General features: G+C 31.6%; 27 protein-coding genes and 1 pseudogene. 10 read left to right on the forward strand and 18 right to left on the reverse strand.

Annotation, left to right across the window (positions count from 1 at the left end; all coding sequences use genetic code 11):
* Positions 1-6: 6 nt before the first annotated feature.
* From Q0075_RS12015 to idi, 3 genes are all read right to left on the reverse strand, one after another.
* Positions 7-459: a peroxiredoxin gene (locus Q0075_RS12015; RefSeq protein WP_297869719.1), complete on the reverse strand. Its 453-nt coding sequence runs from the start codon at positions 457-459 to the stop codon at positions 7-9.
* Position 460: 1 nt separating this feature from the next.
* Positions 461-871 (reverse strand): 6-carboxytetrahydropterin synthase, encoded by a 411-nt coding sequence (locus Q0075_RS12020; protein WP_297869720.1) that lies wholly within the window; start codon positions 869-871, stop codon positions 461-463.
* 114 nt (positions 872-985) lie between these two features.
* Complete coding sequence (idi, locus tag Q0075_RS12025) at positions 986-1,513, reverse strand: isopentenyl-diphosphate Delta-isomerase (RefSeq protein ID WP_297869721.1); 528 nt, start codon at positions 1,511-1,513, stop codon at positions 986-988.
* A 296-nt stretch (positions 1,514-1,809) separates the two neighbouring features.
* Between idi and Q0075_RS12030 the strand changes: the two genes are divergently transcribed.
* Complete coding sequence (locus Q0075_RS12030; RefSeq protein ID WP_297869722.1) at positions 1,810-2,256, forward strand: cold-shock protein; 447 nt, start codon at positions 1,810-1,812, stop codon at positions 2,254-2,256.
* Between the two features lie 51 nt (positions 2,257-2,307).
* Here Q0075_RS12030 and Q0075_RS12035 read toward each other — a convergent pair whose 3' ends face one another.
* Positions 2,308-3,870 carry an FAD-dependent protein gene (locus tag Q0075_RS12035; protein WP_297869723.1) on the reverse strand — a complete coding sequence of 521 codons (1,563 nt, stop codon included), beginning with the start codon at positions 3,868-3,870 and terminating at the stop codon, positions 2,308-2,310.
* An 80-nt stretch (positions 3,871-3,950) separates the two neighbouring features.
* On the opposite strand from Q0075_RS12035, the gene Q0075_RS12040 reads away from it, so the two are divergent.
* Together Q0075_RS12040 and Q0075_RS12045 are read left to right on the forward strand one after the other, a co-directional pair.
* On the forward strand, positions 3,951-4,190 hold the full coding sequence (locus Q0075_RS12040) for a hypothetical protein (protein WP_297869724.1): 240 nt from the start codon (positions 3,951-3,953) through the stop codon (positions 4,188-4,190).
* A 2-nt stretch (positions 4,191-4,192) separates the two neighbouring features.
* Positions 4,193-4,555, forward strand: a complete 363-nt coding sequence (locus Q0075_RS12045; protein ID WP_297869725.1) for a DUF983 domain-containing protein — start codon at positions 4,193-4,195, stop codon at positions 4,553-4,555.
* Positions 4,556-4,654: 99 nt separating this feature from the next.
* On the opposite strand, the gene recQ is transcribed toward Q0075_RS12045, so the two are convergent.
* Positions 4,655-6,850, reverse strand: a complete 2,196-nt coding sequence (gene recQ, locus Q0075_RS12050; protein WP_297869726.1) for a DNA helicase RecQ — start codon at positions 6,848-6,850, stop codon at positions 4,655-4,657.
* 85 nt (positions 6,851-6,935) lie between these two features.
* Here recQ and Q0075_RS12055 point away from each other — a divergent pair, with 85 nt between their 5' ends.
* From Q0075_RS12055 to lptB, 4 genes are all read left to right on the forward strand, one after another.
* On the forward strand, positions 6,936-7,901 hold the full coding sequence (locus Q0075_RS12055) for a KpsF/GutQ family sugar-phosphate isomerase (RefSeq protein WP_297869727.1): 966 nt from the start codon (positions 6,936-6,938) through the stop codon (positions 7,899-7,901).
* Entirely contained in the window at positions 7,901-8,722 is an 822-nt protein-coding gene (gene tatC, locus Q0075_RS12060; RefSeq protein WP_297869728.1) for a twin-arginine translocase subunit TatC, read from the forward strand. Before Q0075_RS12055 ends, tatC begins: the two co-directional genes overlap by 1 nt.
* Before the next feature lie 5 nt (positions 8,723-8,727).
* On the forward strand, positions 8,728-9,081 hold the full coding sequence (locus tag Q0075_RS12065; RefSeq protein WP_111566875.1) for a carboxymuconolactone decarboxylase family protein: 354 nt from the start codon (positions 8,728-8,730) through the stop codon (positions 9,079-9,081).
* A 110-nt stretch (positions 9,082-9,191) separates the two neighbouring features.
* Positions 9,192-9,989: an LPS export ABC transporter ATP-binding protein gene (gene lptB, locus Q0075_RS12070; protein ID WP_297869729.1), complete on the forward strand. Its 798-nt coding sequence runs from the start codon at positions 9,192-9,194 to the stop codon at positions 9,987-9,989.
* Between the two features lie 244 nt (positions 9,990-10,233).
* Here the strand turns inward: lptB and Q0075_RS12075 are convergent, their stop codons facing one another.
* The 4 genes and pseudogenes from Q0075_RS12075 to Q0075_RS12090 form a co-directional block, all read right to left on the reverse strand.
* Positions 10,234-11,085, reverse strand: coding sequence for a glycoside hydrolase family 25 protein (locus Q0075_RS12075; RefSeq protein ID WP_297869730.1), 852 nt, complete (start codon positions 11,083-11,085; stop codon positions 10,234-10,236).
* Entirely contained in the window at positions 11,085-11,825 is a 741-nt protein-coding gene (locus tag Q0075_RS12080; RefSeq protein WP_297869731.1) for a CDP-alcohol phosphatidyltransferase family protein, read from the reverse strand. Before Q0075_RS12080 ends, Q0075_RS12075 begins: the two co-directional genes overlap by 1 nt.
* Positions 11,826-11,845: 20 nt before the next feature.
* Positions 11,846-11,998, reverse strand: coding sequence for a hypothetical protein (locus Q0075_RS12085; RefSeq protein ID WP_297869732.1), 153 nt, complete (start codon positions 11,996-11,998; stop codon positions 11,846-11,848).
* Positions 11,985-12,569 (reverse strand): annotated as a pseudogene (locus Q0075_RS12090) (zeta toxin family protein). Before Q0075_RS12090 ends, Q0075_RS12085 begins: the two are co-directional and overlap by 14 nt.
* A 215-nt stretch (positions 12,570-12,784) precedes the next feature.
* On the opposite strand from Q0075_RS12090, the gene Q0075_RS12095 reads away from it, so the two are divergent.
* Together Q0075_RS12095 and Q0075_RS12100 are read left to right on the forward strand one after the other, a co-directional pair.
* Entirely contained in the window at positions 12,785-13,774 is a 990-nt protein-coding gene (locus Q0075_RS12095; RefSeq protein ID WP_297869733.1) for a PorV/PorQ family protein, read from the forward strand.
* A gap of 120 nt (positions 13,775-13,894) precedes the next feature.
* Positions 13,895-14,998 carry a DUF4105 domain-containing protein gene (locus tag Q0075_RS12100; protein ID WP_297869734.1) on the forward strand — a complete coding sequence of 368 codons (1,104 nt, stop codon included), beginning with the start codon at positions 13,895-13,897 and terminating at the stop codon, positions 14,996-14,998.
* 52 nt (positions 14,999-15,050) lie between these two features.
* Here Q0075_RS12100 and Q0075_RS12105 read toward each other — a convergent pair whose 3' ends face one another.
* The 3 genes from Q0075_RS12105 to Q0075_RS12115 all read right to left on the reverse strand — a co-directional run bounded on the left by Q0075_RS12105 (position 15,051) and on the right by Q0075_RS12115 (position 16,731).
* Positions 15,051-15,803: a LytTR family transcriptional regulator DNA-binding domain-containing protein gene (locus Q0075_RS12105; RefSeq protein WP_297869735.1), complete on the reverse strand. Its 753-nt coding sequence runs from the start codon at positions 15,801-15,803 to the stop codon at positions 15,051-15,053.
* Between the two features lie 287 nt (positions 15,804-16,090).
* Positions 16,091-16,387 (reverse strand): hypothetical protein, encoded by a 297-nt coding sequence (locus tag Q0075_RS12110; protein ID WP_297869736.1) that lies wholly within the window; start codon positions 16,385-16,387, stop codon positions 16,091-16,093.
* Positions 16,388-16,398: 11 nt separating this feature from the next.
* A complete protein-coding gene (locus Q0075_RS12115; protein ID WP_297869737.1) occupies positions 16,399-16,731 on the reverse strand; it encodes a hypothetical protein in 333 nt (110 codons plus the stop codon).
* A gap of 159 nt (positions 16,732-16,890) precedes the next feature.
* On the opposite strand from Q0075_RS12115, the gene Q0075_RS12120 reads away from it, so the two are divergent.
* Positions 16,891-17,634 carry a CpsB/CapC family capsule biosynthesis tyrosine phosphatase gene (locus Q0075_RS12120; protein WP_297869738.1) on the forward strand — a complete coding sequence of 248 codons (744 nt, stop codon included), beginning with the start codon at positions 16,891-16,893 and terminating at the stop codon, positions 17,632-17,634.
* On the opposite strand, the gene Q0075_RS12125 is transcribed toward Q0075_RS12120, so the two are convergent.
* The 6 genes from Q0075_RS12125 to Q0075_RS12150 all read right to left on the reverse strand — a co-directional run bounded on the left by Q0075_RS12125 (position 17,624) and on the right by Q0075_RS12150 (position 24,982).
* A complete protein-coding gene (locus tag Q0075_RS12125) occupies positions 17,624-20,029 on the reverse strand; it encodes a polysaccharide biosynthesis tyrosine autokinase (protein WP_297869739.1) in 2,406 nt (801 codons plus the stop codon). The genes Q0075_RS12120 and Q0075_RS12125 overlap by 11 nt on opposite strands.
* A gap of 10 nt (positions 20,030-20,039) precedes the next feature.
* Positions 20,040-20,813: a polysaccharide biosynthesis/export family protein gene (locus tag Q0075_RS12130; protein WP_297869740.1), complete on the reverse strand. Its 774-nt coding sequence runs from the start codon at positions 20,811-20,813 to the stop codon at positions 20,040-20,042.
* A gap of 99 nt (positions 20,814-20,912) precedes the next feature.
* Positions 20,913-22,052 carry a DegT/DnrJ/EryC1/StrS family aminotransferase gene (locus Q0075_RS12135; RefSeq protein ID WP_297869741.1) on the reverse strand — a complete coding sequence of 380 codons (1,140 nt, stop codon included), beginning with the start codon at positions 22,050-22,052 and terminating at the stop codon, positions 20,913-20,915.
* Positions 22,053-22,322: 270 nt separating this feature from the next.
* Positions 22,323-22,814 carry a sugar transferase gene (locus Q0075_RS12140; protein WP_297869742.1) on the reverse strand — a complete coding sequence of 164 codons (492 nt, stop codon included), beginning with the start codon at positions 22,812-22,814 and terminating at the stop codon, positions 22,323-22,325.
* A 717-nt stretch (positions 22,815-23,531) separates the two neighbouring features.
* Positions 23,532-23,849 carry a hypothetical protein gene (locus Q0075_RS12145; protein ID WP_297869743.1) on the reverse strand — a complete coding sequence of 106 codons (318 nt, stop codon included), beginning with the start codon at positions 23,847-23,849 and terminating at the stop codon, positions 23,532-23,534.
* Between the two features lie 74 nt (positions 23,850-23,923).
* Complete coding sequence (locus Q0075_RS12150; protein WP_297869744.1) at positions 23,924-24,982, reverse strand: hypothetical protein; 1,059 nt, start codon at positions 24,980-24,982, stop codon at positions 23,924-23,926.
* Positions 24,983-25,628: the final 646 nt, after the last annotated feature.

The following is a 25,628-nucleotide window of genomic DNA, read 5'->3' on the forward strand; positions in this document are numbered from 1 at the left end:
GATTTATTATTTTGCCTTCTGAATGGCTTTTAAAGCTCTTTCAATATGATTTTTCGCACTCATACTATCAAAAACATAAATACAATAGCCTTTATCATCAAAAACATAAGTTACGCGACCTGGCAACAATCCGAAAAGTGCCGTTGGAACACCAAATAAACGACGCAGTTTTCTATCAGCATCCGAAAGTAAAATAAAAGGCAATTTGTATTTCTGTTGAAAATTTTGATGAGAAGTAGCTGAATCACTACTAACCCCAATTACTTCAGCACCTAAATCTTGAAAATCTTGATACGCATCTCTAAAACTACATGCTTGTGTTGTACAACCTGGTGTAAAATCTTTTGGATAAAAGTAAATCACAACGGGTTTCTGTTGAATTTCTTGACTATCAAAAGCAGTTCCATCTTGCTTAGTAGCTTTAAAACTTGGTAATTTATCTCCAATTTGAATTGCCATATTACAAACCTTTATAAGTTACAAAATTGCGTGGTGTTTCGTAAAGTGTAATTTCCAACTCTTTATCAGCGGCAATTAAAACGCGAAGTTTATGCCAAATAATATAAGCGATATGTTCCGCGGTTGGATTCAAATCTTTAAATTCAGGTACGTCTTCATTCAAATTTTTATGATCAAAAGCCTCTTCAATATGTTCTTTGATTAAATCGGATAAGATTTTAGTGTCAATCACATAACCTGTTTCCTTATCCACTACACCCGTTACCGAAACAATCAATTCGTAATTATGACCATGAAAGTTTGGATTATTACATTTTCCAAACACTTCCTGATTTTTTTCCATAGTCCAATCCTTGCGATACAAACGGTGCGCAGCATTAAAATGGGCTTTTCTTGAAACAGTTACTCTCATGGCAATTTAGAATTTAGAAATTTGAATTCAGAATGTCGTTTTATATTTAAATGTTGAGGAATAAGATTTTTAAAATTTCTCTTATTTCTTCAATCTGTGTTCCCAAAATGAAATTTACAATTTGTGATCTTCTAGATAATGATAAAACTCGTCAAAAATAATTTTAAACCAAACGGTATAAGCATCAGGATTTTCAATCATATCTTCTTTGATAGCTTCAATGGTCATCCATTTCCAACTCTCCACTTCGTCTGGATTAATAATTGGTGCTTCATTGTAATAACCAATCATCACGTGATCTAACTCGTGTTCGGTTAAACCGTTATCGAAAGGGGCTTTATAAATAAAATGAAACAATTCTTTCAATTCCGTTTGAAAACCCATTTCCTCGAACAAACGACGTTTTCCAGCTTCAATATTGGATTCGCCAGCACGTTGATGACTGCAACAAGTATTCGTCCACAAAAGCGGTGAATGGTATTTGTGATGCGCACGTTGTTGCAACATCACTTCGTTTTTATCATTCAAAATGAATACCGAGAAAGCTCTGTGCAAGACAGCCTTTTCATGTGCTTCCATCTTATTCATAAGCCCAATAGGCTCATCTTGCTCGTTGACTAAAATTACTTGTTCTTCTATCATATAGGTTATAATGCTTGTCAAAAATACGAAAAAAGATAGGATTAAATACTCGTTTTTGAGTTTGTGATAAGTTTAACGTGTGTTGAATAAATTTTCTTCGAAACCCAAATCATGTATTAAATTGTGCTTTTTTACAATTGGAACACTTTTTTCACTATCTTTGCAGCATTAGTAATGATATGAATTTCTTCTCGCAATACTTTGAATAAAAGTACTTTATAAATTTCTTGTTTATTTCGCTTGTGTGTTTTTATCCGTTTACTTTTAAAAAATACTAATTAAAATTATTGAATTTAATGGCAAGACCGCAAGAAACTTTCAACAAAAGAGAACAAGAAAAACTAAGAGCACAAAAAAGAAAAGAAAAACAAGAAAAAAAAGAAGCTCGTAAAGCCAATCCAAAATTATCAGGAGAAGATTTATATGTTTATGTAGATGAAAACGGGCACTTAACTAGCACACCTCCAGACCCTTCAAAAAGAATCGAGATAGATATAGAAAGCATTGAAATTGGTGTTTCAAGAAGATCAGATGCAGATGAAGTTCCTGTAGAGAGAAGAGGAACTATCGATTTCTTTAACGAGTCAAAAGGCTTTGGTTTCATTAAAGAAGTAGAAACTGGAGAAAAATACTTTGTTCACATCAGTGGTTTAATTGACAAAATTAAAGAAGGAAACTTGGTAACTTACGATTTAGAAAAAGGCGCTAAAGGCATGAATGCCGTAAACGTTAAAAAAATATAATCCCCCTTTTTATCCTAAAAAATTAAAATCACAGTGAGAGCTGTGATTTTTTTATTTTGATAAACTCTCCGCAATTTTTAAAGCACATTTTTCACCATCAATTGCAGCTGAAATGATTCCTCCAGCATAACCCGCTCCTTCCCCACACGGATACAAGCCTTTGATTTGAACATGTTCTAATGAAAAATTATCTCTTGGAATTCTAACTGGAGATGAAGTTCTACTTTCTGGCGCATGTAAAATAGCTTCATTGGTCATATAACCGCGCATTGATTTTCCAAATTGTACAAAACCTTCACGCATGATTTGGGTTAAAAATCCAGGAAAAACTTGACCTAATTCTATCGAGGTGGTACCAGGTACGTATGATGTTTTTGGAATGTTTTTTGAAACTTTATTTTGTGTGAAATCAACCATTCTTTGAGCAGGTACTTTTTGAGTTTCTCCTGCTAAATGCCACGCTTTTTGTTCGATAGCTTTTTGAAATTCCATTCCTGCTAAAGGCCCGAATTTTTCATAAGGCTTGAAATCCTCCAACTTTAATTCCACTACAATTCCAGAATTTGCTGTAGCTTGATCACGTTTTGAAGGCGACCAACCATTAGTCACAACTTCACCTGGAGACGTAGCACAAGGAGCAATCACGCCACCCGGACACATGCAGAATGAGTACATCCCACGACCATTCACTTGTTTTACAATCGAATAAGGTGCAGGCGGTAAATAATCACCTCTAAAATCACAGGAATATTGTATTTGGTCGATTAATTCTTGTGGATGTTCTGCACGAACACCTATAGCAAAAGGTTTCGCTTCAATATAAACGCCTTTTTTATGTAATAATTCAAAAATATCACGAGCAGAATGTCCTGTGGCTAAAATAACTTTATTAGCCGAGATCACATCACCATTTTGAATGACAACTCCTTGCATTTCGTTATTTTTGATTACGAAATCAGTCACACGAGTTTCAAATAGTACTTGACCTCCACATGCAATGATTTTTTCTCGAATATCTTGAATAATTTGGGGTAATTTATTAGTTCCAATGTGCGGATGAGCGTCCACCATAATATCCGGTGTTGCACCAAACCCCACAAAAAGCTCTAAAATACGATCCACATCGCCGCGTTTTTTTGAGCGTGTGTATAACTTACCATCAGAATAGGTTCCGGCTCCACCTTCTCCAAAACAATAATTGGAATCTTCGTTTACGATACCATCACGATTAATCGCTTTTAAATCGCGACGACGACCACGTACCTCTTTTCCTCGTTCTAAAACGATTGGTTTTAAACCTAATTCAATTAATTGTAAAGCAGCAAATAATCCAGCTGGACCTGCGCCTACTACAATTACTTCTCGTTTATTCGAAACATTAGGATAATCGGGTAATTCAATTTTAGATTCAACATATGCTTCTCCAACCAGAAAAACATTGGCTTTAATGTTGATTTTTATCGCTTTCTGACGCGCATCAATCGAGCGTTTTACAACCACCACTTTCTGAATTTCTTTTGGGCTAACCTGAAATAACTTCGCTACATGTTGGGCTAACAAACCTTCGTTGACCGCTACTTCGGGTGAAACTTGAAATTGAAATTCGCGTGGCATAATCTATTCTTGTTAATTATGCTGCAAAAATAGTAATTTGAAACTTGACTTTGTAACTTTGCCCCTTTGAAACTTATAAAATGCGAAAAATAAAACTCATTTGGGATTTTAGAGGAGAAGCTGCAGCCAAAACAGCGGAACATCATGATATTCATCTAAACGAATATTTAGAAAAAGAGAAAATCACATTAGAAAAAACAGGTTTTGAAATCGTCAACGAAATGCATGCTATCGCTTTTATTGTAGTAGAAGAAAGAGATATGATTCGATTTAGAGATATTTTAAAACCACATCGCGGTGAAATTTATACCATAAATTAACTATGATTAGTACAATTATCAATATGCTTGGGAACAAATGTCCCAATTGCAACAAAGGAAAGATTTTTGAAAAAGGATTGTTGCATTTTAGCTTTAGTTTTCCAAAAATGCATGAAAATTGCTCCCATTGTGGAACAAAATTTGAAAAAGAACCTGGTTTTTTCTTTGGAGCGATGTTTGTTAGTTACGGATTGGGCGTTGCAGAAGCATTAATAACTTATTTTATTTGTATGCCTTTTTTTGAAGAAACGTTCGATTTACGCATTATCCCGATTATTGGAGTTGTGATTTTAAGTCTAACTTTAGTCAATATTAAACTATCGCGAATTATCTGGATTTATATGTTTAAGGAGTATTCCGTGTAAAATAAAAATCCAAACTCTTTTTTAGATGGAGTTTGGATCTTTATTTTTAGGATGTCTCAAATTATTAAAATCTGTGTTCTTTATTTCAAAAATTAAGAATTAATTCGCTACTTCGCTAATAAACTTAATTCGCATTAAACGTAGTTCTTCGGTATCGTAATCGCCGTCGAATTCTTTTAATGCTAAATCAATTTTATCCGATTCCGATTCCATGAAGTAATCGTGAATTTCTTCTTGTTGGTCTTCATCTAAAATTTCGTCAATCCAATATTTGATATTCAGTTTGGTTCCCGAATAGACAATTTGCTCCATTTCTTTTAACAAACCATCCATATCCAAACCTTTTGCCTTAGCGATATCGTCTAATCCTAATTTTCGGTCTACGTTTTGAATAATGTACAATTTCAATCCAGAATTAGCACCCGTAGATTTCACTACTAAATCATCAGGACGAATAATATCGTTATCTTCCACATATCGATTGATTAAATCAACAAATGGTTTTCCGTATTTTTTGGCTTTCCCTTCTCCTACTCCATGAACATTACTCAACTCATCAATAGAAATTGGATATTTTAAAGCCATATCTTCCAAAGAAGGATCTTGGAAAATAACAAATGGAGGTACGCCTAATTTTTTAGCTTCTTTTTTACGTAAATCACGTAACATGGTCATTAAAGCTTCATCAGCAGTTCCTGTAGATTTTGCAGCAGTAACAATTGCTTCATCCTCCTCTTCATTATACTCATGATCTTCTGACATCATAAAAGAAACTGGCTTTTTAATGAACGCCTCGCCTTTTTCTGACATCTTTAGCACGCCATACGTCTCAATATCTTTCGTTAATAAACCATCCACTAAAACTTGACGAATTAACGCCATCCAATATTTCTCATCAAAAGCATTTCCACTTCCAAAACAAGGCAATACATCTATTCTTTGTGCTTTAATTACAGCATTAATTTTACCAACTAAAGCAAATACCACTTCTTTTGATTTGAATAATTGCTTCGTATCACGAACTACTTTTAACAAAGTAACCACTTGGTCTTGAGCCTCAACTTTCTTCTTAGGATTGCGAACGTTGTCATCCATATCCGCTCCTTCACCATTTACATCGTCGAATTCTTCACCAAAATAATGCAATAAAAATTTACGACGTGACATAGAAGTTTCAGCATACGCCACCACTTCCTGTAATAACGCAAATCCAATTTCTTGTTCCGCAACCGGTTTTCCAGAAAGGAATTTTTCTAACTTTTCAATATCTTTATACGAATAGTACGCTAAACAATGACCCTCGCCACCATCTCGACCAGCACGACCCGTTTCTTGATAATAACTTTCTAAAGATTTTGGAATATCATGGTGAATTACATAACGCACATCGGGTTTGTCAATTCCCATACCAAAAGCGATAGTAGCCACAACGACTTCTACATCTTCCATCAAAAACATGTCTTGATGTTTTGCTCTCGTTTTAGCATCTAATCCTGCATGATACGGAACAGCACTAATGCCATTCACTTGTAAAACTTGGGCAATTTCTTCCACTTTTTTACGACTCAAACAGTAAATAACACCTGATTTTCCTTTATGTTGTTTGATGAATCGAATGATATCCGATTCCACATTTTTAGTTTTAGTGCGTACTTCATAAAATAAATTAGGACGATTGAACGATGCTTTGAAAGTATTTGCATCAGGCATATCCAAGTTTTTCAAGATGTCTTCTTGTACTTTTGGAGTTGCTGTTGCAGTTAAACCAATCATCGGCACATCACCTAACTGACGTACAATATTTCTCAAATTGCGATATTCAGGACGGAAATCATGTCCCCATTCCGAAATACAGTGCGCTTCATCAATGGCAACAAAAGATAATTTTACACTATTTAAAAACTCAATATATTCCTCTTTTGTTAATGATTCTGGTGCTACATATAACAATTTTGTGATACCAGAAGTAATATCTTTTTTTACTTGATTAATTTCAGTTTTATTTAATGAAGAATTCAAAACGTGGGCAATTCCTTGTTCTGAACTTAAGCTTCGAATAGCATCAACTTGGTTTTTCATCAGCGCAATAAGTGGCGAAACGACAATAGCAGTTCCATCTAACACCAAAGCAGGCAACTGATAACAAAGCGACTTTCCTCCTCCTGTAGGCATAATTACAAAAGTATTATTTCCTGTAATAATGCTTTTAACTACCTGTTCTTGAAGTCCTTTGAATTGGTTAAAACCAAAATATTTCTTTAATTCTTTATGTAAATCAATTTCGTTTGGATTCATTCTCTATTAATATGATTTTACCTAAATTTGCAAACATAAAGATACGATTTTCTTTAATACACACAAATTTTTTAATTTTTCTATTTTGAGCACAACAGAAACGATTTTATCAACAGCAAAAAAAACACTTCTTTCAGAAAGTAAGAGCATTGAAAATTTAATTAATTACTTAGATGAAGACTTTGCAAAAAGTGTTACCGCAATCTACAACACCAAAGGAAGATTAGTAATAACAGGTATTGGAAAAAGCGCTTTAATCGCTCAAAAGATTGTAGCTACTTTAAATTCAACCGGAACTCCATCGATGTTTTTACATGCAGCGGAAGCCGTTCATGGCGATTTAGGAATGGTACAACCAGAAGATATTATCATTTGCATCTCAAAAAGTGGCAATAGTCCTGAAATTAAAGTACTCGTACCTTTGTTAAAACGTTTCGGTAATACGCTAATCGGAATGACGGCGGATAAAAATTCGTTTCTAGGAAAAGAATCCCACTATATATTACATGCATATGTAGAAAGCGAAGCGTGCCCAAATAATCTAGCACCAACCAACAGTACTACGGCTCAATTAGTTCTTGGTGATGCTTTAGCGGTTTGTTTAATGGAAATGCGCAACTTCAAAAGCGAAGATTTTGCTGTGTATCATCCAGGCGGCGCACTTGGAAAAAAATTATTATTGCGTGTAAAAGACATGTTAGATACTACTCACAAACCAATGGTAACTCCTGATGCTTCTATCAAAAAAGTAATAATGGAGATTTCTGAAAAACGTTTAGGTGTTACAGCAGTTGTTGAAAACAATCAAGTAATCGGCATTGTAACGGATGGAGATATTCGTCGAATGCTAAATAATCGTGATACTTTTGCCGATTTAACTGCACAAGATATCATGACAAAAAATCCGAAAAACATCAATTCCAACATTTTAGTTTCGGAAGCGTTGAATATTTTGGAGAACAATTCGATTACACAATTAGTTGTAATTGACGACAACGAATACAAAGGAATACTTCACTTACACGATATTTTAAAAGAAGGAATCGTATAATGGCAAATAAAAACATAAAAGAGATGTCGTTTTTAGATCATCTCGAAGAATTACGTTGGTTATTGGTAAGAAGTTCAGCTGCTATTCTAATTTGTGGAATTGTAGCTTTCTTTTTCAGTGATTTTATTTTTAATGAGATCATTTTTGGCCCAAAAAGTCCAGACTTTGTTACCTACCAATTTTTTTGTGATTTAGGAAAACAATTTGATATGGGCGATACGATGTGTATTACCGAAATCAATCTTCCCATTCAAAATAGAGAAATGGGCGGACAATTTTCGATGCACATGTGGACCTCCATTACGGTGGGATTTATTTTTGCTTTCCCTTTCATTTTATGGGAAATTTGGAAATTTATTAGTCCGGCTTTATATGAAAAAGAGAAAAAATACGCGGCATCGTTTATCATTATTTCTTCGATATTATTTTTTATCGGAGTTTTATTTGGATACTATTTAATTGCACCATTATCGGTACAATTCTTCGCCAGTTATATTGTGAGTCCGGAAATTAGCAATTCGATTGATATTGATTCCTACATGAGTTTGATGAAAACATCCGCTATTGCAAGTGGACTATTATTTGAATTACCTATCATTATTTTCTTCTTAACCAAGATTGGATTAGTCACTCCCGAATTTTTAAGAAAATACAGAAAATACACTTTAGTGGTCGTATTAATTGTAGCCGCCGTCATTACACCACCCGATGTTTTGAGCCAAATTATCGTTACAATTCCAATTATGATATTATACGAAGCAAGTATTTTAATTAGTGTTTTGGTAGTAAAAAATCAAGAAAAAGAAAAATTAAAAGCATAAAAAAAATGGCAGATTTAGTAAAAGAATTCAACGATTATCGTTCAAAAATGAACGAAAAATTATTAGCCGACAACAACAAAGTCATCAAAAGAATTTTTAATGTAGACACGAATGCTTACATGGAAGGTGCTTTAGATGTAAAAACTAAAGAGCTATTAGGTTTAGTAGCTTCAGCGGTTTTACGTTGCGATGATTGTATCAAATATCATTTAGAAACCGCTTACAAAAACGGCGTTACTAAAGAAGAAATGATGGAAAGCATGGGAATTGCCACTTTAGTTGGCGGAACTATCGTAATTCCTCACTTGAGAAGAGCTTATGAGTTTTGGGAAGCTTTAGAAGAACAAAGTTCGAAATAACAAATTCCAAAATCGAAGTTAAAAGTAGTAGTTCGTTGAATGTTTTTTGTTTATTTGCAGAGTAATTTCACTTATTAACTCATAAACTTCTAAACTCATAAACTAGAAAAATGAAATTAAGAGCAGAAAATTTAGTTAAAACCTATAAAAAAAGAAGTGTAGTAAAAGGGATTTCCGTTGAAGTAAACCAAGGGGAAATCGTGGGTTTATTAGGACCAAATGGCGCCGGAAAAACCACTTCGTTCTACATGATTGTAGGTTTAGTAAAACCAAATAGCGGCCATATCTATTTAGACGATATGGACATTACCAATTTCCCTATGTACAAAAGGGCTCAAAACGGAATTGGCTATTTGGCACAAGAAGCTTCTGTGTTTAGAAAATTGAGTATTGAAGATAACATATTGAGTGTATTGCAATTAACCACACTTTCAAAAGCCGAACAAGAAGCTAAAATGGAAGAGTTAATTGCTGAATTCGCATTAGAACACATTCGTACCAATCGTGGGGATTTACTTTCAGGAGGAGAACGTCGTCGTACAGAAATTGCACGTGCTTTAGCAACCGATCCAAAATTCATTCTGTTAGACGAACCTTTTGCAGGAGTTGACCCTGTAGCAGTTGAGGACATTCAAAGAATTGTTGCCCAATTAAAAAACAAAAACATCGGGATTTTAATTACTGACCATAACGTACAAGAAACCTTAGCGATTACAGACAAAACCTACTTAATGTTTGAAGGAGGAATTCTGAAAGCTGGAAAACCAGAGGAATTAGCATCAGATGAAGTGGTTAGACGTGTTTATTTAGGACAAAATTTCGAATTAAGAAGAACTAAAATCGATTTTGAAGCGCCTAAAACTACCATCATTCACGGCAAAGGAGAATTGAATTTGAATAAAGAATAATTCTTTTGTAGCGCAAAGTTTCACGAAGTTTAGCACAAACAAAGTCACACAAAGTTTTAATATTTATTATTGCGCACTTAGTTATTAAAGAGATGTTTAACAGCATGACAAACTTGGCGTATAATCCAATATGAACCATACCAAGCGCAACGCCATACAATCAATCAACACAAAACAAACCTTTGTGTATGTGTTTAAATAATTAGTGCCCATTGTGTCTTCCTTGTGTCCTTAGTGGTTAAATTTATCGAATACACTTCAACAACAACTTATTCTTATCGCCATTAAAAATATTCACATCCACCATACCTTCAATTCCTTGAATTTGAGCTTTTTCAGTGAATTGCCAAAACAACCAATCATCTTCTAAATGATTACGCCAAAAATTGTAATTGGCAATCCAAAGGGGATAATCTGAAAATTCTTCCTTTAAAAAATCGGTATAATAACTTTCTCCTGAGTAAATAATCGGCTTGACTTTATAATGTTTTTCTACCTTTTTTAACCAACGACGTAATCCTACTTTTAAACTATCTATCGATTGCGATTTAGGTAATTTTTCGATATCCAAAACAGGAGGCAAATCGCCTTTTTCTAATTTTACGGTTTTGATAAAATTTTCAGCTTGTTCAATCGAATTTTCGTTGGGACGATAATAATGATAAGCACCTCGAATAAGTTGGCGCTCTTTTGAAGCTTTCCAATTTTCTTTAAATTTGGAATCTATTTTATTTTTTCCAGCGGTAGCGCGAATAAAAACAAACGACAACTCAAACGATTCATCAATATGATAGGTTTGTTCCCAATCGATTTCACTTTGATATTCCGAAACATCAAAACCTATGGCTTTGTCATCATGTTTGTGTAACACTTCGTAAATACGAATGTCGGCTAATTTTCGTTCTTCTTTGGATAAAGTTTCAACGTTTTTATCGGTTTTAAAACCTAAATAATACAAGAAACCATCGCGAAAGGTATAAATTCCAATCGCAACAAATAAAAACAGAACAAAAGAAATGAAGTAGAAAATCCATTTACTTCTAGTATTGGATTTTCGTTTTGTAGTAGGTTTTCGTCTGTAATTTTTGGACGCCATTATGCCTTAGCCATCATTTTATTACTGATTACCGAAACCAGTACATAACTAATGATAATCAAAGGAATAGCTACAAATCCTAAAACTAAAAAGGACAATAAAGAACCGATTAAAAACAAAATTTGCATTTTATATTTCGCCCAAGTAAATTCTTTAATTTTCAATGAGAACAAAGGAATTTCAGCATTTAAAATATACGAACTCAAAATCGAGATAAATAACAACACATAAGGATTGTATAAAATAGTAGTCAATCCTTCAAAGTCATTTGCATATTGAATCATGGGAATACTCATAATTACTAATGCATTGGCTGGTGTTGGTAATCCAATAAAAGAATCGGTTTGACGGGTATCGATGTTAAAATTTGCCAAACGATAGCAAGAAGCCAATGTAATTAAAAAGCCTAAATAAGGCACAAATCCCATATAAAACGTTTCTTCTGTTAACATGTATTCGGGTTGGGTTTGCTGAATATCTTCAAACAAACGAAACATCATCAAACCTGGAACTACACCACAAGTCACCATATCAGCTAAAGAATCCAACTGCACTCCTAAAGGTCCGGCTACATTGAATTTTCTGGCTAAAAATCCGTCCCAAAAATCAAAGAAAATACCCAAACAAACAAAAATAAACGCTTCATCATAATAGCCTTTAAAAATAGCGATGATAGCTAACAATCCTGCTGCTAAATTTAGCAAAGTGATTAGATTGGGAATGTGTTTTTTGATATTCATATCAGAAATTTAAATTTTATTTATTCTGGCTTTATATGTACTACTTTTTGATCTTGGATAACAACTAAATCGCTATTCATACGTTTTTTGAAAGCAATCAATTTTTCATAAACCTTTTCCATCCCTTCTAAAATTTTAACTTGCTGTTCTGATATTTTTTTATGCTTTTTCATAGTAACTTTTTAAATAATTAAATTTTTGTTCATTACGAATTATAAGTGATGAATCATTTGATTTTGAAGCTATTAATTCTGACTTCACTTGAGAATTATCAAAAATCATTAACTCATCTACAATTGGAATATAAATTTAAAATAAATTTTTAATTCCATTTAGATATCTACGCTCAATAATATCGTTTGGGGTATCATGTCCTCCTTCTAAAACTCTCGTTGCTACTCTCTCTTTAGCAAGTTCAATAGTTTGTAACCAAAAAAACAATAATGTTATCGTATAACCTTCTTTTTTTGCTGATAGAATTTTATTTCTTTAACTTTTAGTTGCTAAAGTAGTTTCAAATGCAAAACTTAAATCCTCCTTCAATAAATCATTAATACGATAAATCATTATTCTTCCTGCCTCCAAAGCAACCTTATCAGGTTGAAATGGCGATAATCCTTTAGCAATTTCATCTGCATTTACAAATTCTTTACAATCTAATATTTCAGGTAAAATTGTAAAGGAAGCTGTAGTCTTACCTGCTCCATTACACCCTGCAATTATGTAAAGATTTTTATTTTTCATTACAACAAATATACCACTTTCAGGAATAAAAACTACTCTTCCCTAATTTACAGCAAATGTAATACAATAAGTTAATACTTTTAGAGTTTACTATTTGAGAAATTTATTTCATCTTTGTAAAAAAATTGGCATTGAAAAAGACCACTTTATATTTTCTAATTTGCTTTAGCTGGATGGCATATGGCCAAACCGTACGAAAATATTCAAATGAGTTTATGAATATTGGCGTTGATGCGGCTGCTTTGGGAATGTCTAATGCTGTTGTGTCGCATACTGGCGATGTAAATTCAGGCTATTGGAATCCTGCAGGATTATTGAAATTAGAAGACAAGCAGTTTGCCTTAATGCACGCCAATTATTTTGCGAATATTGCTCAATATGACTATGCTGGTTTTGCGATGCCAATCGACGACCGTAGTGCGGTTGGAATTTCCTTAATACGCTTTGGAGTGGATGATATTTTAAACACCACCCAATTAATTGATAGCGAAGGAAACATCGATTACAACAGAATTTCACTTTTTTCTACTGCCGATTATGGTTTAACAGTTTCTTATGCAAGAAGTTTACCTATTGAAGGATTGAATTACGGCGTAAATGCGAAAGTAATCAGAAGAATTATTGGTGATTTTGCTAATTCTTGGGGATTTGGATTGGATTTAGGAATTCAATACATTAGTGATGATGAGGATTGGAAATTTGGCTTAATGATTCGCGATATTACCACTACCTACAATACTTGGACCATAGACGAAGAAAAATATCAAGAAATTGCCGATGCCATTCCAGGAGAGAATCAAGAATTACCTGAAACTAGCGAAATTACATTACCTAAAGCGCAATTAGGAATGTCTAAAAAATGGATTATTCGTTACGATTATAGTTTGTTAGCAGCAACCAATTTAAACATGCAATTTGCCCGAACTAATGATTTAGTTTCAACAAATGCTGTAAGTGTTGACCCTGCTTTAGGTTTAGAATTTGGATATATCGATTTAATTTATTTAAGAGCTGGAGCCGGAAATTTTCAACAAATAACCCAAATTGACAATTCTAATAAATTAAGTTTTCAACCTAATATTGGAGTTGGATTCAAATACAAAGGCATCCAAGTTGATTATGCTTTAACTGATTTAGGTGACCAAAGTGCGGCTTTATATTCCAATATATTTTCATTAAAAGTAGATTGGGAATTGTTTAGATAATGAGTTATTGGTGATAGGTATTTGGTCATAGATAATGGGTCATAGCAAACAAACTTGAAACCTGAAACTTGAAACCCAAAACTTAAAACTTAAAACCTTAAACTTGAAACAAAATACTGTATGACTAAAAAACTACTTTTAACACTTTCAATACTACTAAGTACCATAGCTTTTTCCCAAAATATTTCTCTTTCCGAAAAAGCAAAAGTTAGCATTTTAACTTGTGGTTTAGGACCTGAATCTTATGCTATGTATGGTCACACTGGAATTCGAATTCAAGATAGTATCAACGCAATTGATGTGGTTTACAATTATGGCGCTTTTGATTTTAGTACACCTAATTTTATTGGTAGGTTTATAAAAGGTGATTTACAATATTTTGTTACCAATGGTAGTTTTATTGATTTCTATTACAATTACCAAGCCGAAAACAGAGAAATAATTGAGCAAGAATTGCAACTAAACCCTATCCAAATCAATAGTTTGTTCCAACAATTAAATCATTCGGTTTATAGTGAAGAACGTTATTACACCTATAAATTCATTGATAGAAACTGTACTACAATGGTGGTAGATAAAATTAATGGCATTTTAGGAAAAGAATACATCAAATCAGATACTTCCAATCAAACCTATCGAGAGATTCTGTATCCGTATATGACCGATTTTTATATGAAATTGGGAATTCAATTGATTTTCGGAACTAAAGTTGACGAACCAGCAACACGATTATTTCTTCCTTACGAATTTAAAGAAGCCATTTCATACACTAAAGTTAATGGTAATGAACTAGAGAAAAGCAATAAAAGAATTTTGGAAGTGAGTAAACCAGAAGCAACTTTCAATTGGCTGAACTCCATTTACTCATTAATCACCATCCTATTTCTTTTAGCATTAGCAAACAAAAAATGGATTCAAATTAGCTATTTTGTTTTTGCTGGAATTTTGGGATTATTTTTTTCCTTAGTAGGATTATATTCTTTACATGAAGAAGTTTTATGGAACTACAATATATTATTATTTAATCCTCTTTTATTAGTATTCACATGGTATCTAAAAAAAGGAATCAAAGAGAGAATAGTGCTATTTGGACAAATCATCATGGCAATGTTACTAATATATCTAGCTTACATGACAACTAAAATTCATTTGGAAATTGTTTGGCCTTTTATCGCCTTACACTTTTATTGGATAGGAAAAATTGTTTTACAAATAAAAAAGTAAAGCGAATACTTACATATGTTATTAAGTAGCTATAGATTGTATCATTATGAAATTATTGAAGATAATTTAAAAATGCCTCTTGCCTTCTTTTAGCAACTGGTATTAATACTCCGTGAGAGAGTTCACAATACAACCCCCTTTTTTTTGTGATTTTTACAATTTTTTTTACGTTTATGATATAAGAGTGATGAATTCGAAAAAAATGATGCTGTAGTAAAGCATCTTGGTATACTCCTAAATTTTTACTAGAAAGTACTTCTTTTTTATTTTCTAAAATGAATTGCGTGTATTTTCCATCGGCTTTACAATATAAAATATCATTAATTTTAATCAAATCAATTTTATCAGTTGACGTAATGGTTAAAATTCCACTATTCGTATTTTGAAATTGAAAATTTCTTTTTTGATTTGAACTAAAATTTTGAAAGTTCGTTTCCATTTCTATAGATTGTATTACTTTATAAAGGGAAACCATTAGAGCATTGGGTTGCAAATCGTCTAGCAAAAAATCTATTGCATTGCATTGAAATGCATCATAAGCTTTCTTTTTATCATCTGAAATACAAATAAATTTAGGAAGTGGGTTATCTACTTCTTTCAGTAAATAAAAGGAATTTAAATTTTCATCTGTTGGGTTTAAAAAAACCAAATCGGGTTGGTATTCATTAATTAGCTCAATAGCATCTTTCAAGTGTTCCACCTGTGCACAAATTGCAATAAGTATAGGATTTTCTTCTGCAAAATTTAAAAGCTGTTTTACAACTTCCGTATTGGTATCAATGATTATTGACTTTAATAATTTCATGTGTTAGTATTACACTATTTTTTAACTATTTACACTTGTAAGTTAACAAAAGTTATTTGTTTTCAATAAATTATAAATGTAAATATAGGGAAATAATTAATTTAAGTGTGTACTTTTAACTTATGTTTTTTTATTATTAGCGATAAAAAAATAGGTCACTTAAAATCCTTTATAAAAAAACGAAGTAAAAATTTAATTTGTATATTTCCTAAATAAATTAAAAACAATTAATGAATGATATTATGTGAACATCCCAAATTAAAATTTACATCAAAACAGCTTTCTAATTAAAACCAATCGGAATGATATCTATTTTCCCCGATATAATAAATCAAACCAATCGATAAATTATAAAAATAACCTGTCTCCGATAATTTAGAATTATGAATTGGATATCCATCAAAACCATATAATTGTTTTAAATTGATATTATAGGTAAAATCTGTAACAATTGCAATTTTATTATTTATTCTATACTGAGGTGTAATCCCTAAACCAATAATATTTGTTTTCTCTGATTCGAATTGAGGTTGTAATGAATTTGCAAAACCAATAGAGCCATCAAAATGAATTAATACACCCAAATTATCTCTTGTTAGATAAGTAAGCCTATTTTTTTTCCAGCATTATACACAAATGATGCTCCTATTGAATTATATTGTATCCCAATTACACCTCCAGGATCATTCACAAATTTATCTGATTTAAAAATTAATTTAGTACCTACATATTCTGTAAACATATAACGAAGCCCTACTTCAAAATGATTAAACCCAGAAAAGTTAGAATTAAATTGTTTGTTATAAGGCTGGATAGCCCCATTGTATCCATAATTCAATTCTAAAGAAACATTATTCAAATTGAATTGAGAATAAACAGTAGAAGTACAAAATAAAAAAAGTGCGATTGAAAAAATTTTTTTTACCATTAATAAGATTTTTGTAATAATAAATAACTTACAGAGACTACTTTGAATACGAAAAACGTATTGCACATAAAAGCTACAAAGTAAAAAAAAGATTTCGATAAAGAATAAAAAATACTAAATTAAATGTATTTTTGATAACTAATTTTAATAAATATATAAATGTTTTGGATACCTAAGAAAAAAGTTTTTTGGAAAGACTTGTGGAAAGATGAGTGTATTGATATACACAACCATTTACTTTGGGGCATAGATGACGGATCAAAATCTTTTGAAGAAACAATAGCATTAAGTAATGGATTACAAGAATTAGGCATAACTAAAGCAATTGCAACACCTCATACTTATCCAGGGTTATGGAACAATACCGCAACTGACATAAATAGCATTTATACTACCTATAAAAATCTTGAAACTAATCATTTCATTATAGGGGTTGCTAGTGAATATTTAGCAGAAAGTTATTTAGAGCAAGAAGTGCAGCAAAAAAGTATCTTAACCCTACCTGGAAACTATATTTTAATAGAATTTTCCATGCTTTTTCCTCCAACAGAACGTATAATGGAATCGCTTTTCCAACTAAAACTAAAAGGATACCAACTTATCTTAGCACATCCAGAACGTTATCTGTATTGGGAAAATAGCCTCCATACTTTTGAGAAATTAAAAACGTTTAATTTACACTTTCAACTTAATACACTATCATTGCTAGGCTATTATGGAAATGATGTAAAAAAACTTGCCATTCAACTACTTAACTTGGAATTCTATGATTTTTTTGGAACAGATACCCACAAAATAGAACAAATTGATTACCATACAAAAAAAGCCTTAGAATTGAATAATAAACAAATTTTAATTCTAGAAAACATAATCAACGCCAATAAAGAATTTTCTATTTTTTAATTTTAAACAATTGAGTGGTCAAGAATTTAATTTTTTTCCACGTTGAGGTTTGAATTGAATTAAAGCCATAACCATAACCATAACCATAGTTATAATTGTATTTATATTTGTAAGAGTAAGCATATCCCTTACCATACCCTTCATTTTGACCCACATTATTAAAAATGATGTAAGGATTAAGTATTTTATTTTGCTCTTTCAAGTTAGCAATAAATGGTAAAATTTGTTTTTCTGTATAATTGGCCTTAACAAGATACAAGGTAACTTCAGCATATTTAGTTATTATAGAAGTATCTGCAACTAATAAGGTAGGAGCTGTATCAACAATCACATAATCATAGTCTTGTTTTAATTCATCCAAAACAGACTCTAACCTACCATTAGATAGAATTTCAGTAGGATTTGGCGGAATTTCACCAGAATATATAATATCCAGAGCAACTCCATTAATAGTTTCAGAAACGGCACAGTCATTATAAACGAGTTGATCATCAATCAAAAGATTGACTAACCCCAAACGTTCTTTTTTTGTTTTTAAAGCTTTATGTAATTGTGGGTTTCTCAAATCGGTTCCAACAATTATAACTTTTTTGCCTAAAGCTGCTAATGATAAAGCTAAATTACTCGCAAAAAAAGTTTTACCTTCACCTTTAACAGATGAAGAAACAAAAATGGCTATTCCTTCAGCAGTAGTTTTCTGAGGGAGGACATAATTCAAATTAGCAACTAAAATTCGAAATGCCTCCGATAGTACAGAGTGACTATTTTTAACAACAATCTTAGATTTTTCTTCAATAAATGGAATATCTGCAAGAATAGTTACACCGTTCAATTCTCTTTCTATATCCTCTTTTCGATGTATTTTAGTATCAAAAAGATAGTAAACAAAAATTAAACCAAAAGGAATTACTAATCCGAGTACAAAAGCAATTAAATAAAACAAACTTCTTTTCGGAGATAGAGGGGTTGGAATAGCAATAGCTTCATCAACAATTTTAATTGAAGGATTAGTAATAGCTAGATTTATGTTAGCTTCTTCCCTTTTTTGTAATAACAATAAATAAAGAGTTTCCTTTATCTTTTGTTGACGTTCTATAGAACGTATAGTTTTTTCTTGGTAAGGCAAAGCTGCGTATTGATTTTCTTGAATTCCTTTTATATTATTAATTGATTGAATTTTAATTTTTAATATCTCCTTGTAGGTATTCAAAGAAGTTTTTATATTTTGTTTTAAATTATCTTGTATATCCGTTAATTTAGCTACACTTGGATGGTTTTTACCAGCTCTTTCTATTGTTTTTTGACTTTCTAAAACTATTTTATTGTAATCTTCTATAAGACTATTAACTTTCATTTCTTCCAAACCAATATTTGCAGGTAATAACTCGTTCTTTTTTACTTCATCCAATGCCTTAAAAATTATTTCACTAAGTAAAAATTGGGTTTTTGATTTTTCAAATTCAGAAAATGATTCGGTTTTGGTAGCTAATAAACTATTCGCATCACCTTCAATAAAAGACAATTTTTCTTTTCGTTTGTAATTGGCTTTATTCAATTCAATGGTATCTAATTCTCTAAATAAATACTCAAACCGGGAATTTACAAAATCAATGGTCTTTTTAAAAACACGTTGTTTATCTTCTCTACCGTCACGATCAAAAACTTCATTTAATTTGTTTAAAACGGCATTATTTTTTTCAACGATTGGACCTTTAGTAGATATTTCTAATAATTCACTTTCCTCACCAATAAGTGAAACCTCTATATTTGATTTTAATTTAACAATTGCTTGTTTTAAAGTTATTTTTTTTAAAATTATAGTTTTTCTTGTTGATAGAGTTGAAATAGGAGCAATCACACGCATAGGTATATTATCAATTAAATAAACCGTTTGATAAGATCTTCGTTTTTTATCTGTACCAAAAAAATACCCATTTTTATCATAAGTTAGTTCCCAAGAACCAGAAAATTGACTTATCCTTTCATCACTACCAATCCATTCAACAGATGGAATTGTAGAACCATATTCTTCAGAAACTTTAATTTTCCCCTCTGAAAAAAACTCATTAAATAACTGTAACTCACGAACAACTTGACCAATTAAGCGATTGGATTTGATAATTTCTTTTTCATTTTCAATATTTATCTTACTTCGCATAAAAAAGTTAACCCCACTTGTAGGCATCTTAAAATCAGAATTTGTATCATCTAATAATTTGATAATCGTTTTTGATTGATAGATGTTACTTTGATACCTCAAATATAGATTAATACTAACCATTGAGATTATTAACCCAATTACAAAATAGTACCAAAAAGGTAAATACTTAAAAAATTCTTGTTTTAAATCAAATGATGACTGTTTATGTTCAGTTGTGGTGTAAGTAGTATTCATATGAAGCAAATTAAAGACTTCTAATAATTAAAAAGGAGGATAAAATTACGGAAATAGTTCCTAATAAGGTACCCGCATTACCTATAATACCAGCTGATTTTACTTTGGCAGTATTCGGATCCACCACAACAACATCATTTGGTTTAATAAAATAAAATGGAGAATTCATCCAATCTTTTTGAGTTAAATCAATCTCTCCTACTAATTGTTGGTTATTTTCCATACGAATTACTTTAATATTTTTACGTACACCTGTGATATTCAAATCACCCGCCAAACCTAAAGCTTGTAATATCGTCAAATTATTTTCATAAAATGTATAAGTTCCTGGACTTCTTACTTCTCCTAAAACGGTAACTTTGGCATTGACAATGCGACAAACAACGACTGGGTTTTTCAACAATTGCTTATCCTTCAATTCATTTTGAATTTTCTCTTCAACTTGTGTGTAAGTCAATCCTTTAACATCAACTACACCTAAAACTGGTATGTTAATTGCTCCTTCATTAGAGACCAAATAACCTTGCAATAATAATTGAGCACCATTAACATTTTGTTGTTGTCCTATAACTTGATTCATATTAAAAGGCAATGCTAATTCAGTTTCATCAGAAGTAATTTTCACACTTAAAATATCATTGGGTTGAATAATCACCTCGGACCACTGAAAAGCAGATTTATCACTAGCTTTTAAATCATTCAAATACAATATTTCTTTTTTAGAAACACAAGAAGTCAATGCCAAAAAAAATGCCATCAACGCAAGTAAAACAACTTTTTTCATCAAAAAATAATTAAGTTTACAAAGGTATCGATTCTTTTTGGAATTTAAAAAAGTAAAACCTTAATATTACAAAAACAAGAAAATAAAATCTGAGGTAATTTAACATCGAAACAAATCTGCAATTACTTTTTTTATCTTATTTCGTTCATTATCAGTTAAATTAGAACCTGAAGGCAAACATAATCCTTTTTCAAAAAGGGTAGCAGCAACAGCTCCTCCATAATAAGGATATTTAGAAAAAATAGGCTGAAGGTGCATCGGTTTCCATAAAGGTCTAGTTTCTATGTTATAAGTTTCAAAAAATAAACGAAGTTGTTCTCTTGAAATACCATTTGTTTTACTTTCATCAACAATAATAGTAGACAACCAATAATTGGCATACGATTCAGATGCGGCTTGAAAAACAGTAACTCCTTCTATATTTTTAAAAATATCCAGATAAAAAGCATTCATCGCACGACGGGCATGAACATGATCCTCTAAGACTTCCATTTGTCCTCTTCCAATTCCTGCACAAACATTACTCATCCGATAATTATATCCGATTTCCGAATGTTGATAATGAGGGGCATTATCACGAGCTTGAGTGGCTAGAAAAACTACTTTCTCTTTAATTTTAGGATCTTTGGTAACCAATGCACCACCACCCGAAGTAGTAATTATTTTATTCCCATTAAATGACAAAATACCAATATCACCTAGAGTGCCACATTTTTGATTGTTATAAGAACTCCCGAGTGCTTCTGCACTATCTTCTATAATTGGAATTTGATATATTTTAGCTATTTTTCTAATTTCAGCAACATTAAAAGGCACACCATACAAATGCACCGCAATTATAGCCTTAGGTTTTTTACCTAAACTAATTCTATCTACAATAGCTGCTTCTAAAGCTATTGGACAAAGGTTCCAAGTAAATGCCTCACTATCTACAAAAATTGGAGTTGCCCCTAAATAAACTATTGGGTTGGCCGAGGCAGAGAACGTCATACTCTGACAAATCACTTCATCTCCAACTTGAACGCCTAATACTATTAAGGCAAGGTGAAGAGCTGCAGTTCCAGAACTTAATGCCGCTACATGATGATTTCCTCCTAAGTATTTTTCTAAATCTTGTTCAAATCCAGACACATTGGGACCTAGAGGAGCAATCCAATTGGTATCAAAAGCTTCCTGTACGTATTTTTGTTCCCCTCCACCCATGTGGGGAGAAGACAACCATATTTTATCTGAGTTCATCGTAGGTTATTATTTTTGCAAATATAGTATATTCTAATTGAATTTATCATCATATAGTGGCACTTAAACAAAAAATAGCTGTACAATTTTAAAATTGAAGTTTAAGTTGTTAATATAAACGAAATTCTAACTCGAATTGCTCGAATTGGTGCGAACACTTGTTCTAATTAAGAACATGATTTTTTGCTGGAATTTGGTTTTACTTTATGAAAACTGAAATAAAAACACGAATTACACTAATTGGCACGAATTTCTATTCCAATAAATATCTCACTTTTTCATTCTATATTCTGTTTTTCTTATTAACGCTTCTACATTTAAAGGAAGGTTAAAAAAGGTACAAGCTAGAATGATCAGATCCAATTTTAAAGTACGATTATGGATATACCATATGTTTATACGCACTTTATCAGGCCAAATAACAGTATCGTTATACATTAAAGAATCCTCTTGTTTTGCTAACAATTGTTCTTCGTTTCTATATTTAAGAGAAGCTAAACCTGTAATCCCTGGCTTCACTTGCAAAATTATACGATCATCACCTTTCAATTGATCTGCATATCCCGGCACATCAGGCCTTGGGCCAATTAACGTCATATCACCTCTAATCAAATTATAAAGCTGAGGCAGTTCATCAAGTTTAGTACGTCGCAAAATACGCCCAAAGACAGTTGGTTTAACTCCTTTTTTAGGGATACTTCTAAATTTATATAGAACAAATGAAACTCCATTTTTCCCTATACGAACCTGTTTGAACAACATAACATTGATTTGAAATCAAAAGTACAAAAAAAGTAAGGAAAAGATGTTGTTTATTTTGAGTATTTAAAAACGACTTTAGGTTGTGTTTTACTATTGTTGATTAATTAGTTGTCAGTATCAATCAAGTGACGGAACAAGTTCTAAAAAAGAGAATCCTAGTAAAATAATTAGATATTTGCATTTTCAGTTGAATTTGGTATTTAACCACTAGGTGCACAAGGAAGGCACTAAGGGCAGTAAGAATACTAATTTATATTTTATTTTTATTGTTTTAAATTAACATTATACACCCCTGAAGTCCTTCTCCATGGAGGAACAAGCCTCGAGGGATAATTTACTAAGAAATATTTGTTTTATGTATTTCAGTTGAATTATGCTACACCCCTAAAGTCCCCTCGAGGGGACAATCCTGCGATTGAATTTTATATTTTTAAGTTTTCCAGTTGGACTTCTTTACACCCCCTAGAGTCCCCTCGAGGAGACAATCCTTCTAAGGTGATTTGAATTGTTTGGGTTGTTAGCTGAATTTAGTGTTTAACCGCACGGTGTATAAGGAATGCACAAAGAATACTTATGTATATATTTCATTAATCTATGTGATGCTTTTTATCATGAAAGCTGGCCTGAAAAGTCTCGATTCCAAAAATACTGAACAAGTAATTGCTCTACTTGACAAACAACTTTCACCATTTAACTTAAAAGATATTTTTATTTTTTTTAATATGTTGGTTTTGAAAAAGTATATGGTTTAATTTGATTGAATTTAGATTTTACTTCTTCCTTTACAGTGACTTTATCCTTTTTTTCAATATTATTTTTTGATGCAACGTTTTGTTTTTCATTTTCATTGTTTTTTATAATTTGAACAATACCTTCTTTATCTACCTTATAATATTCACAAAAATCTTGAATAGATACGGGCTGATGTTTTTGTTTCCCCAAATCTTTTTTTATTTGACTCATCATTTTAAAGCTCATGCTTTCTTTCTTTCCAAAATAAATTTGGATGTCTTTGGCTGTTATTACTTGTCTCATTTTCTTTACTTTTATTTGAAGCAAAATTATTTATGGCTTATATGAATTTACGATACCTTTTTACAGCGAATACGCTACTCAATTGTAGTTTTTACGCTATTCTTTTCTTTCATTAAATCATAAAAAAGATATTTTTGTGGTTGTCCTTTAATTCTATCCCATGTTTTAATTGGATTCTTAAGTTCGATTTTATTTCCTGATTCTTCATTGAACCAAGTTCTGAATGCTGTTTCTTTAGCCACAATTAATTTGGGGGTTTCTTTTTCGCTCATTTGACGAAAATAAAAACCTATTTCTTCTTGGTTTGTGGCCTTTGATGCTAGTTTTTGAAATAAGTCATAAGCATCATAATCTTTAAATATGTGCGTTGGAAAAATATTCGTATTATTTCTTGTTTTTTGTTTTGTAATTGGGGTGTTACCCGAATCGTTACTGTCTACTAATTTTTCTATTTTAAGAATCAATTTCTTGAAGAAGGTTTCTAATAATTGGAAATACGGTGAATCTGTATTGACAAATGCTTTGAAATCATAATAAAATGCTTTGATTCCTTTGTACAGTAATGTTTTGTATCTTTCGTGTTTTTGATTATTAATAAGTTTAAGGGCAATATTATCTGTAAAAAAATCCATTCCTATCCTATTCATTTCCTTTTCACAGAGTTGATCTATTACATATTCTTCAAATTCAATTGTATACTCTAAAACGAGATTGACAATAGAATTACTCAACTCCTTTATAAATGTTTTGATTTTAGTGTTTTCTATTCCTTGTGCTTCTGCTTCTTTTTTTAGTTGATTGGTAATACTTTTGATTGGATAGGTCTTTATTTTAAAGAGCATGTCATTCAAATCTTGTGCTCTTGTATTTAAAGAACTTAGGTATGATTCTAAATTTAATGGTGCTTTTTTTAGATAATTTTTGTAGGTATTTTGAATTTCATTAATTTCAGCAGTGAACTGACCTGCATAAATAGTGCCTGCTTTTATTTTTACTTTTTTCTTTTCTTCGAAGATTAATTGTTCAACACTCTTCGTTAAGGTACTAACCAAATAATCGATTCTATTTGATATTAGGTCAAATGAAATTTTATCTTTGTTATTCGCCTTGTTTTGTTTTTCACTGTTTTTCATAGTGTTACAATTATTATTTCAGCAAAATTATTTGAAATTGTTATCTAAACAAAGATACTTTTACATATAGTTTTCAACAGTTTTGTTAAAAAAATTATATTTTTTTTCTTCTAATTTTATTATACATCCAAGCTTTGTACCGTAAGTATCTCCTAAGTATCCCGTACTTATCCTGTAAGTATCTCTAAATATCCCATAAGAATCTTGATAGCTGTAGTGGAAGGGTATCTATTCGCTTGTCAATGCCATTTATTATGTAATTATCGTTTGTATGAGAGATGCTTTACAGCGTAATAAACTGAGTGCGAGTTTTGGTTATTGGCTTTTGATAAAGAATTTTACACCTTAAAATTCTGAAGGGTAGGAATAGTTACACCCCTAAAGTCCCCTCGAGGGGACAATTCTACTATTGAATTATTGTTCTTTTAGTTTTCAGTTGAGTTATTTTATACCCCTGTTCCCGATAGCTATCGGGACCTCGAGGGGACAATCCTTCTAAGGTGATTTGATTTGTATGGTTTTCAGTTGAATTTGGTGTTTAACCACTAGGTGCACAAGGAAGGCACTAAGGGCAGTAAGAGTACTAATTTATATGCTTATTTTTATGTATTTCAGTTGGATTATGCTACACCCCTAAAGTCCCCTC

It is taken from the genome of uncultured Flavobacterium sp. (genome assembly GCF_937967675.1).
In the GTDB taxonomy this organism is placed as follows: domain Bacteria; phylum Bacteroidota; class Bacteroidia; order Flavobacteriales; family Flavobacteriaceae; genus Flavobacterium.

Bases quoted from the DNA above. Each gene is read 5' to 3' on its own strand.
- Q0075_RS12075 (WP_297869730.1), bottom strand. From the start codon at position 11,085: ATGGCGTCCAAAAATTACAGACGAAAACCTACTACAAAACGAAAATCC.
- Q0075_RS12120 (WP_297869738.1), top strand. From the start codon at position 16,891: ATGTTTTGGATACCTAAGAAAAAAGTTTTTTGGAAAGACTTGTGGAAA.
- Q0075_RS12080 (WP_297869731.1), bottom strand. From the start codon at position 11,825: ATGAATATCAAAAAACACATTCCCAATCTAATCACTTTGCTAAATTTA.
- Q0075_RS12095 (WP_297869733.1), top strand. From the start codon at position 12,785: ATGAATATTGGCGTTGATGCGGCTGCTTTGGGAATGTCTAATGCTGTT.
- Q0075_RS12045 (WP_297869725.1), top strand. From the start codon at position 4,193: ATGATTAGTACAATTATCAATATGCTTGGGAACAAATGTCCCAATTGC.
- Q0075_RS12065 (WP_111566875.1), top strand. From the start codon at position 8,728: ATGGCAGATTTAGTAAAAGAATTCAACGATTATCGTTCAAAAATGAAC.
- recQ (WP_297869726.1), bottom strand. From the start codon at position 6,850: ATGAATCCAAACGAAATTGATTTACATAAAGAATTAAAGAAATATTTT.
- Q0075_RS12125 (WP_297869739.1), bottom strand. From the start codon at position 20,029: ATGAATACTACTTACACCACAACTGAACATAAACAGTCATCATTTGAT.
- Q0075_RS12140 (WP_297869742.1), bottom strand. From the start codon at position 22,814: ATGTTGTTCAAACAGGTTCGTATAGGGAAAAATGGAGTTTCATTTGTT.
- Q0075_RS12100 (WP_297869734.1), top strand. From the start codon at position 13,895: ATGACTAAAAAACTACTTTTAACACTTTCAATACTACTAAGTACCATA.
- Q0075_RS12020 (WP_297869720.1), bottom strand. From the start codon at position 871: ATGAGAGTAACTGTTTCAAGAAAAGCCCATTTTAATGCTGCGCACCGT.
- Q0075_RS12030 (WP_297869722.1), top strand. From the start codon at position 1,810: ATGGCAAGACCGCAAGAAACTTTCAACAAAAGAGAACAAGAAAAACTA.
- Q0075_RS12015 (WP_297869719.1), bottom strand. From the start codon at position 459: ATGGCAATTCAAATTGGAGATAAATTACCAAGTTTTAAAGCTACTAAG.
- Q0075_RS12150 (WP_297869744.1), bottom strand. From the start codon at position 24,982: ATGAAAAACAGTGAAAAACAAAACAAGGCGAATAACAAAGATAAAATT.
- tatC (WP_297869728.1), top strand. From the start codon at position 7,901: ATGGCAAATAAAAACATAAAAGAGATGTCGTTTTTAGATCATCTCGAA.
- Q0075_RS12040 (WP_297869724.1), top strand. From the start codon at position 3,951: ATGCGAAAAATAAAACTCATTTGGGATTTTAGAGGAGAAGCTGCAGCC.
- Q0075_RS12135 (WP_297869741.1), bottom strand. From the start codon at position 22,052: ATGAACTCAGATAAAATATGGTTGTCTTCTCCCCACATGGGTGGAGGG.
- Q0075_RS12085 (WP_297869732.1), bottom strand. From the start codon at position 11,998: ATGAAAAAGCATAAAAAAATATCAGAACAGCAAGTTAAAATTTTAGAA.
- Q0075_RS12145 (WP_297869743.1), bottom strand. From the start codon at position 23,849: ATGAGACAAGTAATAACAGCCAAAGACATCCAAATTTATTTTGGAAAG.
- Q0075_RS12130 (WP_297869740.1), bottom strand. From the start codon at position 20,813: ATGAAAAAAGTTGTTTTACTTGCGTTGATGGCATTTTTTTTGGCATTG.
- Q0075_RS12035 (WP_297869723.1), bottom strand. From the start codon at position 3,870: ATGCCACGCGAATTTCAATTTCAAGTTTCACCCGAAGTAGCGGTCAAC.
- idi (WP_297869721.1), bottom strand. From the start codon at position 1,513: ATGATAGAAGAACAAGTAATTTTAGTCAACGAGCAAGATGAGCCTATT.
- lptB (WP_297869729.1), top strand. From the start codon at position 9,192: ATGAAATTAAGAGCAGAAAATTTAGTTAAAACCTATAAAAAAAGAAGT.
- Q0075_RS12105 (WP_297869735.1), bottom strand. From the start codon at position 15,803: ATGAAATTATTAAAGTCAATAATCATTGATACCAATACGGAAGTTGTA.
- Q0075_RS12115 (WP_297869737.1), bottom strand. From the start codon at position 16,731: ATGGTAAAAAAAATTTTTTCAATCGCACTTTTTTTATTTTGTACTTCT.